At 70.1% G+C, this 15,237-nt stretch carries 13 protein-coding genes; 4 read left to right on the forward strand and 9 right to left on the reverse strand.

The features are described from left to right. Positions 1-1,416 carry a sigma 54-interacting transcriptional regulator gene (locus ACFQV6_RS20280; RefSeq protein WP_378029088.1) on the reverse strand — a complete coding sequence of 472 codons (1,416 nt, stop codon included), beginning with the start codon at positions 1,414-1,416 and terminating at the stop codon, positions 1-3. 112 nt (positions 1,417-1,528) lie between these two features. Between ACFQV6_RS20280 and ACFQV6_RS20285 the strand changes: the two genes are divergently transcribed. Beyond that, positions 1,529-2,347, forward strand: a complete 819-nt coding sequence (locus ACFQV6_RS20285) for a PhzF family phenazine biosynthesis protein (RefSeq protein WP_378029089.1) — start codon at positions 1,529-1,531, stop codon at positions 2,345-2,347. A gap of 4 nt (positions 2,348-2,351) precedes the next feature. On the opposite strand, the gene ACFQV6_RS20290 is transcribed toward ACFQV6_RS20285, so the two are convergent. After that, entirely contained in the window at positions 2,352-3,626 is a 1,275-nt protein-coding gene (locus tag ACFQV6_RS20290; RefSeq protein ID WP_378029090.1) for a hypothetical protein, read from the reverse strand. Between the two features lie 92 nt (positions 3,627-3,718). On the opposite strand from ACFQV6_RS20290, the gene ACFQV6_RS20295 reads away from it, so the two are divergent. Together ACFQV6_RS20295 and ACFQV6_RS20300 are read left to right on the forward strand one after the other, a co-directional pair. Then, a complete protein-coding gene (locus ACFQV6_RS20295; protein ID WP_378029091.1) occupies positions 3,719-4,150 on the forward strand; it encodes a PPOX class F420-dependent oxidoreductase in 432 nt (143 codons plus the stop codon). A gap of 25 nt (positions 4,151-4,175) precedes the next feature. Then, entirely contained in the window at positions 4,176-5,810 is a 1,635-nt protein-coding gene (locus ACFQV6_RS20300; RefSeq protein ID WP_378029092.1) for an ABC-F family ATP-binding cassette domain-containing protein, read from the forward strand. 351 nt (positions 5,811-6,161) lie between these two features. Here the strand turns inward: ACFQV6_RS20300 and ACFQV6_RS20305 are convergent, their stop codons facing one another. From ACFQV6_RS20305 to glgA, 4 genes are all read right to left on the reverse strand, one after another. Further along, a complete protein-coding gene (locus ACFQV6_RS20305) occupies positions 6,162-7,190 on the reverse strand; it encodes a hypothetical protein (RefSeq protein ID WP_378029093.1) in 1,029 nt (342 codons plus the stop codon). 21 nt (positions 7,191-7,211) lie between these two features. Continuing rightward, positions 7,212-7,931: a DUF6082 family protein gene (locus ACFQV6_RS20310; RefSeq protein ID WP_378029094.1), complete on the reverse strand. Its 720-nt coding sequence runs from the start codon at positions 7,929-7,931 to the stop codon at positions 7,212-7,214. A 67-nt stretch (positions 7,932-7,998) separates the two neighbouring features. Then, the gene (locus tag ACFQV6_RS20315) at positions 7,999-9,615 is read right to left on the reverse strand and encodes a glycoside hydrolase family 10 protein (RefSeq protein ID WP_378029095.1); all 1,617 of its coding nucleotides are present in this window, start codon (positions 9,613-9,615) and stop codon (positions 7,999-8,001) included. Continuing rightward, positions 9,612-10,823: a glycogen synthase gene (gene glgA, locus ACFQV6_RS20320; RefSeq protein ID WP_378029096.1), complete on the reverse strand. Its 1,212-nt coding sequence runs from the start codon at positions 10,821-10,823 to the stop codon at positions 9,612-9,614. The genes ACFQV6_RS20315 and glgA overlap by 4 nt, the downstream gene beginning before the upstream one ends. Positions 10,824-11,048: 225 nt before the next feature. Here glgA and glgC point away from each other — a divergent pair, with 225 nt between their 5' ends. After that, complete coding sequence (gene glgC, locus ACFQV6_RS20325) at positions 11,049-12,281, forward strand: glucose-1-phosphate adenylyltransferase (protein ID WP_378029097.1); 1,233 nt, start codon at positions 11,049-11,051, stop codon at positions 12,279-12,281. Positions 12,282-12,433: 152 nt separating this feature from the next. Here the strand turns inward: glgC and ACFQV6_RS20330 are convergent, their stop codons facing one another. From ACFQV6_RS20330 to ACFQV6_RS20340, 3 genes are read right to left on the reverse strand one after another with little or no spacing between them, the layout of a single operon-like run. Next, a complete protein-coding gene (locus tag ACFQV6_RS20330; protein ID WP_378029098.1) occupies positions 12,434-13,447 on the reverse strand; it encodes an AraC family transcriptional regulator in 1,014 nt (337 codons plus the stop codon). Between the two features lie 9 nt (positions 13,448-13,456). After that, positions 13,457-13,837 (reverse strand): phospholipase, encoded by a 381-nt coding sequence (locus tag ACFQV6_RS20335; RefSeq protein WP_378029099.1) that lies wholly within the window; start codon positions 13,835-13,837, stop codon positions 13,457-13,459. Further along, entirely contained in the window at positions 13,834-15,228 is a 1,395-nt protein-coding gene (locus tag ACFQV6_RS20340) for a DUF4331 domain-containing protein (protein ID WP_378029100.1), read from the reverse strand. The genes ACFQV6_RS20335 and ACFQV6_RS20340 overlap by 4 nt, the downstream gene beginning before the upstream one ends. Positions 15,229-15,237 lie beyond the last annotated feature (9 nt).

Genomic DNA, 15,237 nt, shown 5'->3' on the forward strand with positions numbered 1-15,237 from the left:
TCAGCTCCCGTAGAGGGTGCGGCCGTCGTCGGTCAGCTCCTTGGCGAGGCGCCTCGTCAGGTGCAGACCCTCCAGGACGAACTCCACGCCGGACGCCGCCTGCCCCGGGCTCGGCGCGTCACCGAGATCCAGCCGGTCGAGAACCTTGGCCAGGCCCGGCACGGTGCCGATCTGGCCGAGCAGCTCCTCGGCGCTGACCAGGTCACCGGTCTGGATGATGGCGCCCTCGGCGACCAGGTCGGTGAACCCGGACAGATCGAGCCCGGAGAGCCGGGCCCGGAACGTCTCGGCGGTCGCCACCCGCAGCAGGTGCGCCAGGACCTCGGTCTCCCGGCCCTCCTCGCCGCTCTCGAACTCCACCTTGCCGCGCAGCGTCGAGGTGACCGACACGGTGTCGCACACCCGGGCCACCGCCTCACGCTCGCCGCGCAGCCCGGCCCGGCGCAGCGCGGACGCCGCGACCGTCTCGGCCGCCGCGATCGCGAACCGCGCCGACACCCCGGAGCGGGAGTCGACCGACGGTGAGTCGCGGACCGCCCGCGTGTAGCGCGCGAGCACGTCGAGCAGGTGCTCCGGCACGGACGCGACAAGCGCCGCCTCCTGCCGGATCAGAGCGGTCTCCAGCTCGAGATCCACCGGGTAGTGGGTGCGGATCTCGGCGCCGAAGCGGTCCTTGAGGGGGGTGATGATCCGGCCGCGGTTCGTGTAGTCCTCGGGGTTCGCCGAGGCGACGAGCAGCAGGTCGAGCGGGAGGCGCAGCTGATAGCCGCGGACCTGGATGTCGCGCTCCTCCAGCACGTTGAGCAGCGACACCTGGATGCGCTCGGCTAGGTCGGGCAGCTCGTTGACCGCGAAGATGCCCCGGTTCGTCCGGGGCACCAGGCCGAAGTGGATCGTCTCCGGGTCGCCCAGGGCACGGCCCTCGGCCACCTTGATCGGATCCACGTCGCCGATCAGGTCGCCGACGCTGGTGTCCGGGGTGGCCAGTTTCTCCCCGTAACGCTCGGAGCGGTGCAGCCAGGAGACCGGCAGGAGATCACCGGCCTCGGCGGCCAGCCGCCGAGCGGCGGGAGTGAGTGGATGATAGGGGTGCTCGTGCAGCTCGGAGCCGGTGATGAACGGGGTCCACTCGTCGAGCAGGCCGCCCAATGCCCGGATCAGCCGGGTCTTGCCCTGGCCGCGCTCGCCGAGCAGCACCATGTCGTGGCCGGCCAGCAGGGCACGCTCCACCTCGGGAAGCACCGTCTCGTCATAGCCGACGATGCCGGGGAAGCGCGGCTCGCCCGCGCCCAGTTTGCGGAGCAGATTGTCGCGCAGCTCCTCCTTGACGGTGCGGAACTCATGGCCTGAGGACCGCAGCTCGCCGAGGGTGCGCGGCAGGCCGGCTGGTGGGATGGGTGTGATCGCCTCTGTCACCGCACGAACGCTACCCCGCGGGTATGACAAACATCGACTGTGCGGGGCGACACATCCAGGCACGCGCGATTGGCTCTGGTCACCCCCGGTGCCGCGCGGCAGGGTCAGCCCCATGACAGAGATTCAGCGGTACGTGGCCTTCAGCGCGGATCCCCGGGGTGGCAACCCGGCCGGGGTCGTCCTGGACGCGGGCGGGCTCGGTGACGCCGAGATGCTGGCGATCGCGGCGGAGGTCGGCTATTCGGAGACCGCGTTCGTGACGGGACGGCCCGGCGGCGCCTACCGCGTGCGCTACTTCAGCCCGGTCCTGGAGGTGCCGTTCTGCGGGCACGCCACGGTGGCGACGGCAGCGGCTCTCGGCCCCGGTGAGCATCTCTTCGTGACGAACGCCGGCGAGGTGCCGGTCACCGTGGGCACGGACGGGGTGGCCACCCTGACCAGCGTCGCGACGAGCGTGGCGGACCTGGCCGCCGGCGACCTGACCGCGCTGCTCGCGGCACTGCGCTGGGGGCGTGACGACCTCGACACCGCTCTGCCGCCGCGGGTCGCGTACGCCGGGGCGTACCACCCGATCCTGGCCGTGACCAGCCGCGAGCGCCTCGCCGGCCTGGACTACGACGTGCCGGCGCTCAAGGCGCTGATGACCGAGCGTGGCTGGACGACGGTGCAGCTGGTGCACCGGGCCGGTGCGGCGGAGTTCGCCGTGCGCAACCCGTTCCCGATCGGCGACGTCTACGAGGACCCGGCCACCGGCGCGGCCGCCGCGGCACTCGGCGGTTACCTGCGGGAGCTGGGCCTGGTGCCCGCGGACGCCACCCTGCTGCTGCGCCAGGGCGACGACTTGGGACGGCCGAGCCGCATCACGGTCCGCCTGGTCCCCGGCGAGCCCGGGGTGCGGGTGAGCGGCGCGGCCGTCCCGATCGCGACCTGACCGCTTACGGCACCGAGATGTTGAAGACGAACCGGTCGTTGCCCTCGGTCAGGCCCCACAACCGCGGCGCCGACCCGTTGTAGGCGGGCTGGTACGACAGGTTCTGCAGGCCGCGGTTGACCGTGGCCTGCTGGCTCGGCGACGTGTCGGGGGCGGCCTTGTGGACGCAGGTGCCGCTGCCCCCGGCGCACGTGCCGGAGATGAACCAGTTGGCGCCGTCGCTGGCGATGCCCTGCATGTGCCAGATCGGCGACACGAACGCCTCGTCGGCGTGCACCTTGCCGTCCTCGCGGACCAGCGGCAGGGCGGTCGAGGCGTCCATCGGCCAGCGGAACGCCCGGCCGCCGGCGAGGTCGTCGCCGACGAACTCGGCGGAGACCAGCGAGTCACGGTTGCTGCCGCGGCGGTCGAGGCTGATCGAGTTGAGGCAGTGGCGCGTCTTGACGCGCGACTCACAGCCGATGTAGCCGTTGTCCGGCGGCGTGGACTCCGGGAAGTACTCGCCGACCATGGGCAGCACGTATCGGTGCCAGCGCCCGCTCGGCGCCTTCGAGCCGTCCGCGCCGAGACCGACCTCCTCCTCGGAGCGGGTCATCTTCCACAGGTGCTTGAGGCTGAACGCGTGCATCCGGCCGCCGTTGGCGACCAGCAGCGTGTTGCCGTACCAGACGACGCCGTCGCCGTGGTTCCAGTTGAACCTGGCGAAGGTGTCCACCCCGTCGACGGTCTTCGGCACGACGAGCAGCACGTCGCGGAACTTCAGGCTCGAGGTGCTGGTGTGGTCGACGAAAGTGAGCCGGGTGAAGTCGTCGACGTTCTTGTTCGGGTTGTTCCGGTCGTGCGGGCCGTGCCAGCTCGTCACGGCGATCTTCCGGTTCTCCCAGAGCAGGTTGGGCTGCGCGTCCCACGAGCCGGTGATGCCCTGCGGGCGCCACGGATCGTTCCAGTCGTCGTCCTCGCCGTCCCAGCGGAACCCGACAGGGTTTCGCGAGGCGGCGATCCCGGTCGAGTAGCTGCCGAAGCCCCAGACGGGCTCGAAGTCCTGGGTGCCGTCGATCGCGGCACTCAGCGACGCGGCGCTGGTGACCTTCCCGCTCGCCTCGATACGGGACACGATGTCGCCGTATCGCTGGAAGCTGTCGGACGGGTCGAGCACGAACGGCGAGGCGTCGATCCGGGCGAAGGTGGCGGCCGCCTGCGCGGCGCCGGGGCTCGTCATCACCCCCGATGCGGTCGCCGCGATCAGAACCAGGACAGCATGAGACAAGCGTTTGAGCACGCGGAATTCCCCCGTTTTTGCATCGATGTTGAGCAATGCTCACGTTACCGTGACGCGGAATAAGGCGCTGCCCCGCCGGACTTGGCACGGACATGACGACAACCCTGTTCGACCCGCGCACGCTGCTCGCGGAGAGCCGGCTCGGTGTGCTCGCCACCATCAAGGCGGACGGCCGTCCACAGCTCTCCCCGGTGACGCCGTTCTACGACCGCGAGAAGGACGTCATCTACGTCTCGATGGTCGAGGGGCGCGCCAAGACGGTGAACCTGCGCCGGGACCCCCGCGCCGCCCTCGAGGTGACGAGCGCCGACGGCTGGTCCTGGGCCACCGCGGACGGCACCGCCACGCTGATCGGCCCGGGCACCGATCCGCACGGTCCCGAGGTGGAAGCCCTGGTGGACTACTACCGGAAGGCCGCCGGCGAGCATCCCGACTGGGACGAGTACCGCTCGGTGATGGTCTCCGACCGCCGCGTGCTGCTCGCCATGACCGTCGACCACGTGTACGGCGCCAAGCTCCGCTGAGCCTGCGTCCTACGATGGGCGTCTGATGAGCGCCACGATGATCGCCCGGGAACTCGCCGCGGGGCACGGCGACCGTAATCTCTTCTCCGGACTCGACCTGGTGGTGGCACCGGGTGACGTGATCGGGCTGGTGGGGGTCAATGGAGCGGGCAAGACCACGCTCCTGCGTACCCTCGCCGGTTTGATCCCCACGGAGAGCGGAAGCGTCTCCCTCAGCCCGCCCGCCGCCAACGTCGGATATCTCCCCCAGGAACGGGAGCGGCGCGCAGACGAGTCGGTGACCGATTTCCTGGCCCGGCGCACCGGGGTGGCGGCCGCGCAGGCCGCGATGGACGCCGCGGCGGAAGACCTCGCCGCGGGCGCGGCCGGCGCCGACGACAGATACGCGGTGGCGCTCGAGCGCTGGCTCGACCTCGGCGGCGCCGACCTGGAGGAACGCGCCGCGCAGATCGCCGGGGAACTGGGCCTGACCGGCATCCTGGACCTGCCCATGACCGCGCTCTCCGGCGGGCAGGCGGCCCGCGCCGGCATGGCATCCCTGCTGCTCAGCCGCTACGACCTGTACCTTCTCGACGAACCGACGAACGATCTCGACCTGGACGGGCTGGCACGCCTGGAGGCGTTCATGACCGGCCTGCGCGCGGGCGCCGTGGTGGTCAGCCACGACCGCGAGTTCCTCACCCGCACCGTCACCAAGGTGCTCGAACTCGACCTGGCCCAGCAGCAGGTCAACCTCTACGGCGGCGGCTACAGCAGCTACCTGGAGGAACGTGAGCGGGCCCGGGCGCACGCCCGGGAGGAGTTCGAGGAGTACGCGGACAAGAAGGAGAACCTCCTGGACCGGGCGCGCACGCAGCGCGCCTGGATGGAGAAGGGCGTGCGCAACGCCCGCCGCAAGGCCCCCGACAACGACAAGGTCGCGAAGGCCTTCCGCGGCGAGACGAGCGAGAAGCAGGCGGCCAAGGCCCGGCAGACCGAACGGATGATCGAGCGGCTCGAGGTCGTCGAGGAGCCCCGCAAGGAGTGGGAGCTGCGCATGGAGATCGCGGCGGCTCCCCGCGCGGGCGCGGTGGTGGCCACGCTTCGAGACGCGACGGTACGACGTGGCGACTTCACTCTCGGACCGGTGACCCTGCAGATCGACTGGGGCGACCGGGTGGCCATCACCGGCGCGAACGGCTCCGGCAAGTCCACGCTCCTCGGCGCCCTGCTCGGTCGCATCCCGATCGGCGAGGGCGCCCAGCACCTCGGCCCCGGCGTGGTCGTCGGCGAGGTGGACCAGGCACGCGGCCTGTTCCTCGGCGACACGCCCCTCGCCCAGGCCTTCGGCGCCGCCGTCCCGTCGTTCAGCGACGCCGACGTGCGGACCCTGCTCGCCAAGTTCGGCCTCCGCGCAGGCCACGTGACGCGGCCCGCCGAGTCGCTGTCACCGGGCGAGCGGACCCGGGCGGCCCTGGCGCTGCTCCAGGCCCGCGGCGTGAACCTGCTGGTCCTCGACGAGCCGACGAACCACCTGGACCTGGTGGCGATCGAGCAGCTGGAGTCGGCGCTGAGCACCTACCCGGGAACGCTGCTGCTGGTCACCCACGACCGCCGGATGCTGGAGGCGGTCGCCACCAACCGCCACCTGGAAGTCGCCGGCGGCAAAGTCACCGGCTGACCTCCGTCGCCGGTTCCACCTTGCGTCCATCAATATCCGACTCGGCATCGATCTTCATATCCGGCACGATGTGAGGCATGGATGCCGACGCTTACGCCTCTCGGAATAGTTCCAGGAGAGTCAGGACCTGACGTCGTGACGACGGCCTGAACGGCCGCAGCGCCGACCGTGAGCGGTGATCGAGGCCCGCGCCGTTGTGCGGACCATGGGTGCGGCTATGACCACTCCCGGTTTCCGCACCGCGCGCCGCGGCGGTGGCGAACATGGGCCGCCGATCGCCGAGCGTGACAAGGGGTCTCGGAGCGTCACGAGGGACCGGACCGAGACCCTGCCCCAACGCGGAATGCCGTCCTAGCGCTGGGACGGTTTGACCCGGCCCGACCAGGTGGCCGCCTCGTCGGCGGGGAGCTCGCCTGCGACGGTGAGCTCGGGTTTCATGTGTGGGTAGAGGCGGCCGGTGTTCCAGGTGCGGTCGTACGGCGCCGGGTCGATCACGACCAGCCGGACGCCGTCGAGGGCCGGGATGTCGGCCGGGTGGCCCTCGTTCCAGATCCACTCCCCGGTGTGGTCGACCAGGTTGAAGGTGCCGCGGATGCCGTTGGCGGGCTCCGGGTCGCCGTCGGACGCGGCGGCGATCTCCACCGCGCTGGGACGCTCGCCCGCAAGCCCGGCGCCGGCGTCGCCGACAAGAGCACCGGCCAGCAGCGTGTGCAGCTGGAAGTTGTCACCGATCCCGCTGATCGTCACCCGGAAGGCGCGCCCGGTCGCACGGTGCAGCACGATCAGCGGCTCGTCGTCGACGACGACCAGCAGGCCCTGCAGCCAGCCGGCGGCGTCCACGAAGTCCTTCGCGGCACCGGCGGCGGAGAGCAGCCGCGGCCGGTCGGGAACGGCGGCGACCGCGGCGCGGAACTCCTTGCGCTGCGACAGGTAGATCACCGGCTGGACCCACTGGTTGGCGGTGAAATACGCCTCGACCAGGGCGGGGTCGCCGGTGAACCGCTCCATCACCTGCGGGATCACAGCCTCGAACCCGGACGACGGCACCGAGCCGTGCTCGGCGCGGTAGGCCCGCTCGAATTCCGCAGCCTGCTCCAGCACCCCGGCCGCCCGGCGGACCAGGATCGGCGCCACCACCGTCACGTCGGTGCCCAGGTCGGCCATGGCGCCGGCCAGCTGGGCCAGGTGGCCGCCGGAACCGGGGCTGATCTCCGCCAGGACCGGCAGGAGCCGCACCACCGCCGCCTGCACCTGGTCCGGCTTGGCGCGCCGGGCGGCCTGCGGCAGCTTTTCCAGGGCGGCCAGGAAGGCACCCTCGTCGCGCTGCTCCCATGCGGTGACGATCTGATCGGCCGGCTTGACCGGGTCACGACGAAACATGGCCCGCATCGTATCGGCGAATCAGGGCTCCGGGTCGCCCGCCGCCGCCGTCTCAGCCGCCGCCGTCTCAGCCGCCGATGCCGCCGCCGTCTCAGCCGCCGATGCCGCCGCCGATGCGGCCGCCGCGGTCTCGGCGAGCCGCTGCTTCGCGACCCGCATCCCCTGGTCGACGAGGCTGACGAAGGACGTGCCGCTCTTGAAATGGCGGGCGTCGCCGTCCCAGCCCGGGCCGAACTGGTCCCACCAGTGGTGCCGGCGCTCGTCCATGAAGAGCTGCGCGGCCTGGTTGCGCACCTCCGCGTCGCCGATGAAGCCGAGATCCCAGGCCATCCGCCACTGCTGCATCCACAGGTTCGAGTGCATGCCCAGGAGAATGGCGCCGGTGTCACCGCCGTACTCCGGCTCCTGGATCGCCAGCTCCGGATTGTCGATGGTGATCTTGATGATCTCCATCTGCCGGTTCCGCAGGGTGAGCGCCTGCTCGGCGCGCACCTGCCGGTTCTGCAGGATCAGCGAGACGGCGACGCCGAGGATCGCCAGCGTGGACAGGATCGCGGAGATCCCGCCGTAGGCCTGGCCGATGTCGGACAGCTGTGACCAGTCGGCCTGGCCGTCGGCGAACCACCGCATCCCGATCGGCGACAGCACCACCAGGGAGAGGACCGCGATCAGGGCGAAGACGATCAGCGACAGCCGGAGCAGGCGCAGGGTCTGACGGTAGAGAATGGGCTCACTGCTCACTGCGCTGGACGCCTTCCCCGAGGTCCCGGTATCGATACGGATCGTATCGACCCCGGTCACGTCGTGGTCAGGAGCCGGTCGTGGTGAAGGGTGCGCTGATCGGGCCCTCGTTGCCGGAGCGGTCGAGGGCGCTCAGGCAGTAGGTGGCGGTGCCGGCGGGTGGTTTCGGGTCCGTGACGGCGGTGCCGGTGCGGCCGGTGGCGACGAGGGTGGCACTGTTTTCCTGCGTACGGTAAAGGGCCCAGCTCGTGGATCGCCCACCCGGCGCCGTCCTGATGGTCAGAGAACCGCCGGCGGAACGCTCGGCGCCGGTGATGCGGGGTGCCGCGGGCGGTGCAGCCGGCAGGCGAGCCATCCTGGGCAGCAGCGCGGGCGAGGCGTAATGCCGGCTCTGATAGCGCGCCACCGAGCCCAGCCGGTTCTCCCGGATCTGCTTGGCGCTGAAATGGACCTGGCCCTGCACGCCGTATTTGTCGTTGAGCTGCATCTGCTTGTCCAGCTGGGCGGGGTCGCTCCAGTCGCCCTTCTCACCCACCCGGTAGTCGGCCATGCCGATGTAGAGCTGCACCTGCGTGTCCTTGACCGTCCGCACCCACCACGGCAGCACCTTGGCGTAGTCGGCCTTGTCGAAGCCGATCGTCCAGTACAACTGCGGCACGATGTAGTCGAGCCAGCCCTCGCGCACCCACTTGCGGGTGTCCGCGTAGATCGCGCTGTAGCTCTCCAGGCCCTTGGAGTCGGAGCCCTCGCCCTGGTTGCGCCAGATGCCGAACGGGCTGATCCCGAACTTGACCCACGGCTTGATCTCCTGGAGGCGCTCGTGCATCTCGCGGACCAGGGTGTTCACGTTCTCCCGGCGCCAGTCGGCCTTGGTCTTCCCGCCGCCGTACCTCGCGTAGGACGCCTTGTCGGGGAAGTCCTGGCCGTTCTCCGGGTACGGGTAGAAGAAGTCGTCGAAGTGGACGCCGTCGACGTCGTACCTCTCCACCGCCTCCAGCATCGAGTCCTCGACGAACTTGCGCGCCTCCGGGATGCCGGGATCGAAGTAGAGCCGGCTCGCCTTGCCGGTGGGATAGGCGAGGCGCCACTCCGGGTGAAGCCGCAACGGGTGATCGGGGGCGAGCTTGGCGAGGTCGGCGCCGGCTCCGGTGGGTGCGGGCTGCGTGCCACGGTACGGGTTGAACCAGGCGTGGAATTCCAGGTTTCGCTTGTGCGCCTCGTCGACCATGAACGCCATCGGGTCCCAGCCGGGATCGGTGCCGTCCAGCTTGCCGGTCAGCCAGTTCGACCACGGCGCGAACTTCGAGTCCCAGAACGCGTCGCCGCTCGGGCGGACGTGCACGAAGATCGCGTTGTGCCGCTGGGCGACCGCCAGGTCCAGCCACCCCAGGTACTCGGACTTCACCCGCGCCTGGGACAGGCCCGGCTTGCTCGGGAAGTCGATGTTGTAGACCGTGGTCAGCCACATCCCGCGCAACTCGCGAGCGGCCTTGACCGGCTGGGTCCCGCACTTCCCGGTCGCGGTGGGCGCCGGAGCCGGTACGCCCGGAACAGCGGTGCTGGTCACCGCGGCCGGCTCGTAGAACGCCGCCCGGAGCAGGCCGACCCCGAGCACCGCGACCGCGAACAGGACCACGGCCAGCAGCAGGGCCACCTGCAGGGGTGGCTTCTTGAGCAAGGTCACAGCACCGACCGGTAGACCTCGAGGGTGTCCTCGGCGATCCGGGACCAGCTGAAGTGCTCGACCGCGCGGCGGCGGCCGGCCCGGCCCATCTGCTCGGCGAGCTGCGGGTCACGCAGCACCCGGGTCAGGGTGGCCGCCAGGTCGGCGACGAACTTCGCCGGGTCGACGGGCGTGCCCGTACCGTCTTCCACCTGCTCGATCGGCACCAGCAGGCCGGTCTCGCCGTCCGCGACCACCTCGGGGATGCCGCCGGTCGCGGTGGCGACCACCGCGGTCTCGCAGGCCATCGCCTCCAGGTTGACGATGCCCATCGGCTCGTAGACCGAGGGGCAGACGAAGACCGTGGCGTGCGTGAGAACCTGGATGACCTCCTGCTTGGGCAGCATCTCCTGCACCCAGATCACGCCCTGCGGGTCGCGGGCCTCGCGCAGGTCGCGGGCCAGGCTCTCCACCTCGGCGGCGATCTCGGGGGTGTCCGGTGCGCCGGCGAGCAGGACGATCTGGGTCTCGGCGGGCAGGTCGTGGCAGGCCCGCATCAGGTACGGCAGGCCCTTCTGCCGGGTGATCCGGCCGACGAACACGACGCTGGGGCGGCTGCGGTCGATGCCGAGCCGGTCGACCACGTCGGTGCCGCGGTTCGGCTGGTACAGCTCGGTGTCGATGCCGTTGTAGACGACGTGGATCTTTCCGGGATTCACCGACGGGTACGCCTTGAGCACGTCACGCCGCATCCCGCCGGAGACCGCGATGATCGCGTCGGCGTGCTCGATCGCGGTCCGCTCGCAGAACGACGAGAGCGCGTAACCGCCGCCGAGCTGCTCGGCCTTCCACGGGCGCAGCGGCTCCAGGCTGTGCGTGGTCACCACGTGCGGGATGCCGTGCAGCAGCTTCGCGGTGTGACCGGCGAAGTTCGCATACCAGGTGTGGCTGTGCACGACGTCCGCCCCGGCGCACCCGGCGGCCATCGCGAGGTTCACCCCCATGGTGCGCAGGGCCGCGTTCGCACCCGACAGCTCGGCGGGTTCGGGGTACGCCGTGACACCGGGCTCGTCCCGCTCGGCGCCGAAGCAGTGCACCCGCACGTCGGCGAGGCCGCGCAGGTCACGAGCCAGGTACTCCAGGTGGACCCCGGCTCCCCCGTACACCTCCGGCGGGTATTCGCGGGTGATCAGGTCGGCGCGCAGCTGCTCAGTTCCCGATGCGGTCACGTGTCGCAGGATACTTCGCCGCCGCGGGCCTCATGGTGGAGGCGAAGTGATCGAGTCATCGACGCGTGCCTCGGCCATCGCCCGCGCCATCGCCCGCGCCATCGCCCGTGCCGCGCCCGGAGCCGCGCTCGTTGCGCCCGAGTAAGCTGTCTGCAAGATCCGCAAGATATTTCGAACCGCCCTTTCGGGTGGCGGACGGGCGGCGGTCACATTAGCGTCCTTCCCATGGCTGTCAAGGTGCTTGCGATTGTTCTGGCTGGTGGAGAAGGCAAGCGCCTGATGCCCCTGACGGCGGACCGGGCCAAGCCCGGCGTACCGTTCGGCGGCATCTACCGCATGATCGACTTCGTGCTCTCCAACCTCGCCAACGCGGGGTATCTCAAGATCGTCGTGTTGACCCAGTACAAGTCGCACTCACTGGACCGGCACATCTCCAAGACCTGGCGGATGTCCACGCTCCTGGGCAACTACGTCACCCCGGTCCCCGCGCAGCAGCGGCTCGGCCCGCGCTGGTTCGCCGGCTCCGCCGACGCCATCTACCAGAGCCTCAACCTGATCAACGACGAGTCCCCGGACTACGTGATCGTCTTCGGTGCCGACCACATCTACCGGATGGACCCGAAGCAGATGGTGAACGACCACATCGCCTCGGGCGCCGCGGTCACCGTCGCCGGCATCCGCCAGCCGCTGTCGCTCGCCGACCAGTTCGGCGTGATCGAGGTCGGCGAGGACGGCAAGCGGATCCGCGCGTTCCGCGAGAAGCCCCGCGACGCCGTCGGCCTGGCCGACGCCCCCGGCGAGGTCTACGCGTCGATGGGCAACTACGTGTTCACCACCCGGGCGCTCTGCGAGGCGGTCAGCGCCGATGCCCAGAACCCGGACAGCAAACACGACATGGGCGGCAACATCATCCCCATGCTCGTCGAGCGCGGCGAGGCGAACGTCTACGACTTCCGCGACAACGACGTGCCCGGTAGCACCGACCGCGACCTCGGCTACTGGCGCGACGTGGGAACCCTCGACTCGTTCTACGAGGCCCACATGGACCTGATCGCCACCCTGCCGATCTTCAACCTCTACAACCACGACTGGCCCATCTTCACCAACTACGGCTCGTGGCCGCCGGCGAAATTCGTCCACGGCTACGACGACCGGCAGGGCCGCGCCATCGACTCGATGATCTCCCCCGGCGTGGTGGTCTCCGGCGCCCTCGTCGAACGCTCCGTGATCTCCCCCAACGTGCGGGTCAACTCGTGGGCCCACGTCGACGGCGCGGTCATCATGGAGGGCGTCTCGGTGGGCCGCCGCTCGATCATCCGCAACGCCATCATCGACAAGAACGTGATCATCCCCGAGGGCGCGCAGATCGGCGTCGACCTCGATCGCGACCGCAAGCTCTACACGGTCAGCGACAACGGGGTGGTCGTCATCGGCAAGGGCCAGCGCATCGAGCTGTAAGCCGGCCGATCAGCGCGGCCCGAGCCCTGTCAACGCACACGCAACCCCAACGTGTGCTGCTACCTACCCCAGTCGATCTTGCGCAAGCCCGGCGGCCCGCCTCGGGGAGCGGCCGCAGGCTCGCCTCCGGCAGGGGCTACCGGAAAGAGGCGCTAATCGCGGCCGCGCAGCGTGTGGGACGGCGAGACCCCGAACCGATCCCGATAAACCGCCGCGAACCGCCCCAGATGCGTGAACCCCCATCGATAGGCGATCTCGCTCACGCTCGCCTTCCCATCCTCGGAACGCGACAACTCAGCGTGAACCCCATCAAGCCGCAACCGCCGCAGATAGGTGAGCGGCGGCATCCCCACATGCTGCCGAAACGACTCCTGCAGCACCCGAACCCCCACACCAGCCACATCAGCCAGGTCACCCACGGTATAGGGACGCCACGGCTCCGTGTGCATCACGTCAAGAGCGCGTTTGACCGTACGCGGACGGTGTGGTCCTTGAAGCCCTGCCGGTTCCTCACCGTAAGGGTGCTCCACGGTGAGGGCCAGCCCACTCACCACCATGTCCCGCCAGCGTGCCGCCATCCGCGGCTGGCTGGCCAGCCCGTTGCGGCCGCGCAGCTCGGTGAGGAGCAGCCGGACCAGCGCCGCCCACGTCCGGCCGGGGCCGTCCACCAGGTCGAAGCTGGCGCCCAGCGGCAGCGGTGACACCACCCGCTGGTCGAGGGCCGCGTCGAGTTCGCGTTCCAGCGCCGCCCGTTCCACCTTGACGCTCAGCAGGCGGCAGGTGCCGGGCCATTCGAGTTCGATGTCGCCGGTGGGCCGGTACACCACGGCGCGGGTCGGGTCGGCGAGGACGACCGCGCCGCGGTGCCGGGAGGTGAGTACCCCGGTGAGCGGGACGAGGACGTGGTACGACGTCTCCAGGGCCGCTATCGACACCCGGATGTCGGTGCCGTACCCCACCTCGCCCAGCGTGATCGGGCCGAGCAGGACCACGTCGGCGCTGAAATGGAAGCGCCGGGGGTCGCCGACCGGCTCGATCCGCAGGGGTCCGTAGTACATCTTGCGGCAGAAGGCCCGCGCTTCCTCCATGTCGGTGGTGCGCAGTCCGATGTGGACCGGAATGTCCGCTCCCGGTGACACCGGTCCGCGATTCAGGCCGCCTGCCATGCCTTCACACTAAACCGGAAGCAGGCCCCGTCCGGGAATCGCGTCGACCGGCCAGGCGAACTCGGTGACCGACCCGCCGTGGACCTCCACCTCGGCCAATGGCTCCGCGGCGTCCTGCCAGAGCAGGTACCGGCCCTGCGGGAGGGCGTCGAGGACCACACTGAAGGTGACCCCACCCCGGACATAACGGGCGCGGACCGCGGCGTGCGTACGGTCCTCCGGAGCCCCCGCCGGGCTCACCTCGATCTCGTGACCGTGCCATTGCCCGTCGGTGTGGATGATCAGCGCGCCGATCCCCCCGCCGATGTTCAGCATCACGGTGCCCTGACCGGACGGGGCGAGCGTGTGGTGATGGTGGTGCCCGGAGCCGTGGCTGTGCGCGTGGGTCATGAGGGGTTCCCGAAGCCGTCGAACGGGGTGCCCAGGTACGGGAACTTCTTGAGCAGCTTGGCGCTGGAGTCCTTGATGCTCAGGCCCTGCTCCACCAGCGCGGCCGCGGCGTCCGGCTCGAAGTCGGCGTTCACCAGCGGGACCGTGGCCCCGGCGATGGCGCGCAGCGAGATGGAGACCACGTCGTCGGCGATGCGCCGCCCGTTGGGGAAGCCGGCCAGGTCGCCGCCGACCACGCCGAACTTGTTCTCCTTCTCGGCCGGCGGGATGGCCGTGTTCAGCCGCAGCATGTCGGCCTGCAGGTCACCGGTGTTGTTCTGGAAGCCGTCGATGATGCCGTCCGGGATACCGGTGAGCAGGATCGCGAGCAGGTCGGCCCGGGGCTCCTTGGTCTTGTTGAGCGCGTCCAGCTTGTCGAACAGGCCCGGGTAGAGCACCGGCAGCAGCGCGCCCAGCTCGGGGGTGGCGACGAACTCGGCGAACCGCTTGTCCTCGCTCGGCGGCAGCGCGTTCCACTTGTCCTTCTGCGCCATCGGCACGATGACCTCGTTGAACAGCGGGTTGCCCAGCCGGGACACCTGGACCGGGGGACCCACGACCACGTCGGCGGACTTGCCGTCGCCGTTGCGCACCTCCACCTGGCGGCGGCTGGCCGACGTCCACACGCCGATGACCGCTCCGGCGTCGCGTCCGCGTACCCGCTTCTTGCCGTCGCGGCGGACCATGTGCAGCGGGACCTGCACGGCGATGCTGTGCACGTTCGTCTTGTCGGTGGCGTTGACCGCCTTGCCGGCGTAGTTGAACAGGTTCTGGCCGACCAGGTGCTTGTCCTGGAACGGGCGCAGGGTGCCCAGGTCGAAGATCGAGCCCAGGTCGACGAAGAAGGCGTCGGCGCGCTGGCCGGCGAAGACCTTCTCACCGGTCTTCAGCTTGTGCACGGCGTCGGCGGCGAGCTTCTCGTAGTCGGGGATCGAGAGCGGGCCGACGTTGCAGGGCGGGCAGGGCAGGTCCTTCGCCAGGACGGTGCTCTTGCCGTGGCCGTCGACCTTGGTCACCGAGAAGAACTGACGGCGGTTCCAGTTCTCGCTGTCCAGGGACTCGATCGGGCCGGTGTTGTAGAGGAACGTACGGTCGTTGCGCAGCTCGGTGCGGAACCGGAACTGGTAGGTGACGTCGGGGCGGGCGTCACCGTTCGCGTCGATGTGGATCTGGTAGAGCACGTCGTCGCCGAACTCGAAGAAGTTCGGGCCGCTCGCCGGGAGCTGCAACGGAACGTAGTTGGCGATCAGGGTGACCGTGTCCGGGTCGTCGGGGCTGACGAACGCGTACAGGTCGGAACTGTCGGCCACCGGGTCTTTGCTGATCTCCGGCGCTTCGCGGTGTGAAGACATTTTTCTGAA

This window comes from Actinoplanes sp. GCM10030250 (assembly GCF_042666575.1).
In the GTDB taxonomy this organism is placed as follows: Bacteria; Actinomycetota; Actinomycetes; order Mycobacteriales; family Micromonosporaceae; genus Actinoplanes.

Bases quoted from the DNA above. Each gene is read 5' to 3' on its own strand.
- ACFQV6_RS20285 (WP_378029089.1), top strand. From the start codon at position 1,529: ATGACAGAGATTCAGCGGTACGTGGCCTTCAGCGCGGATCCCCGGGGT.
- ACFQV6_RS20295 (WP_378029091.1), top strand. From the start codon at position 3,719: ATGACGACAACCCTGTTCGACCCGCGCACGCTGCTCGCGGAGAGCCGG.
- ACFQV6_RS20300 (WP_378029092.1), top strand. From the start codon at position 4,176: ATGAGCGCCACGATGATCGCCCGGGAACTCGCCGCGGGGCACGGCGAC.
- ACFQV6_RS20305 (WP_378029093.1), bottom strand. From the start codon at position 7,190: ATGTTTCGTCGTGACCCGGTCAAGCCGGCCGATCAGATCGTCACCGCA.
- glgC (WP_378029097.1), top strand. From the start codon at position 11,049: ATGGCTGTCAAGGTGCTTGCGATTGTTCTGGCTGGTGGAGAAGGCAAG.
- ACFQV6_RS20330 (WP_378029098.1), bottom strand. From the start codon at position 13,447: ATGGCAGGCGGCCTGAATCGCGGACCGGTGTCACCGGGAGCGGACATT.
- ACFQV6_RS20335 (WP_378029099.1), bottom strand. From the start codon at position 13,837: ATGACCCACGCGCACAGCCACGGCTCCGGGCACCACCATCACCACACG.
- ACFQV6_RS20340 (WP_378029100.1), bottom strand. From the start codon at position 15,228: ATGTCTTCACACCGCGAAGCGCCGGAGATCAGCAAAGACCCGGTGGCC.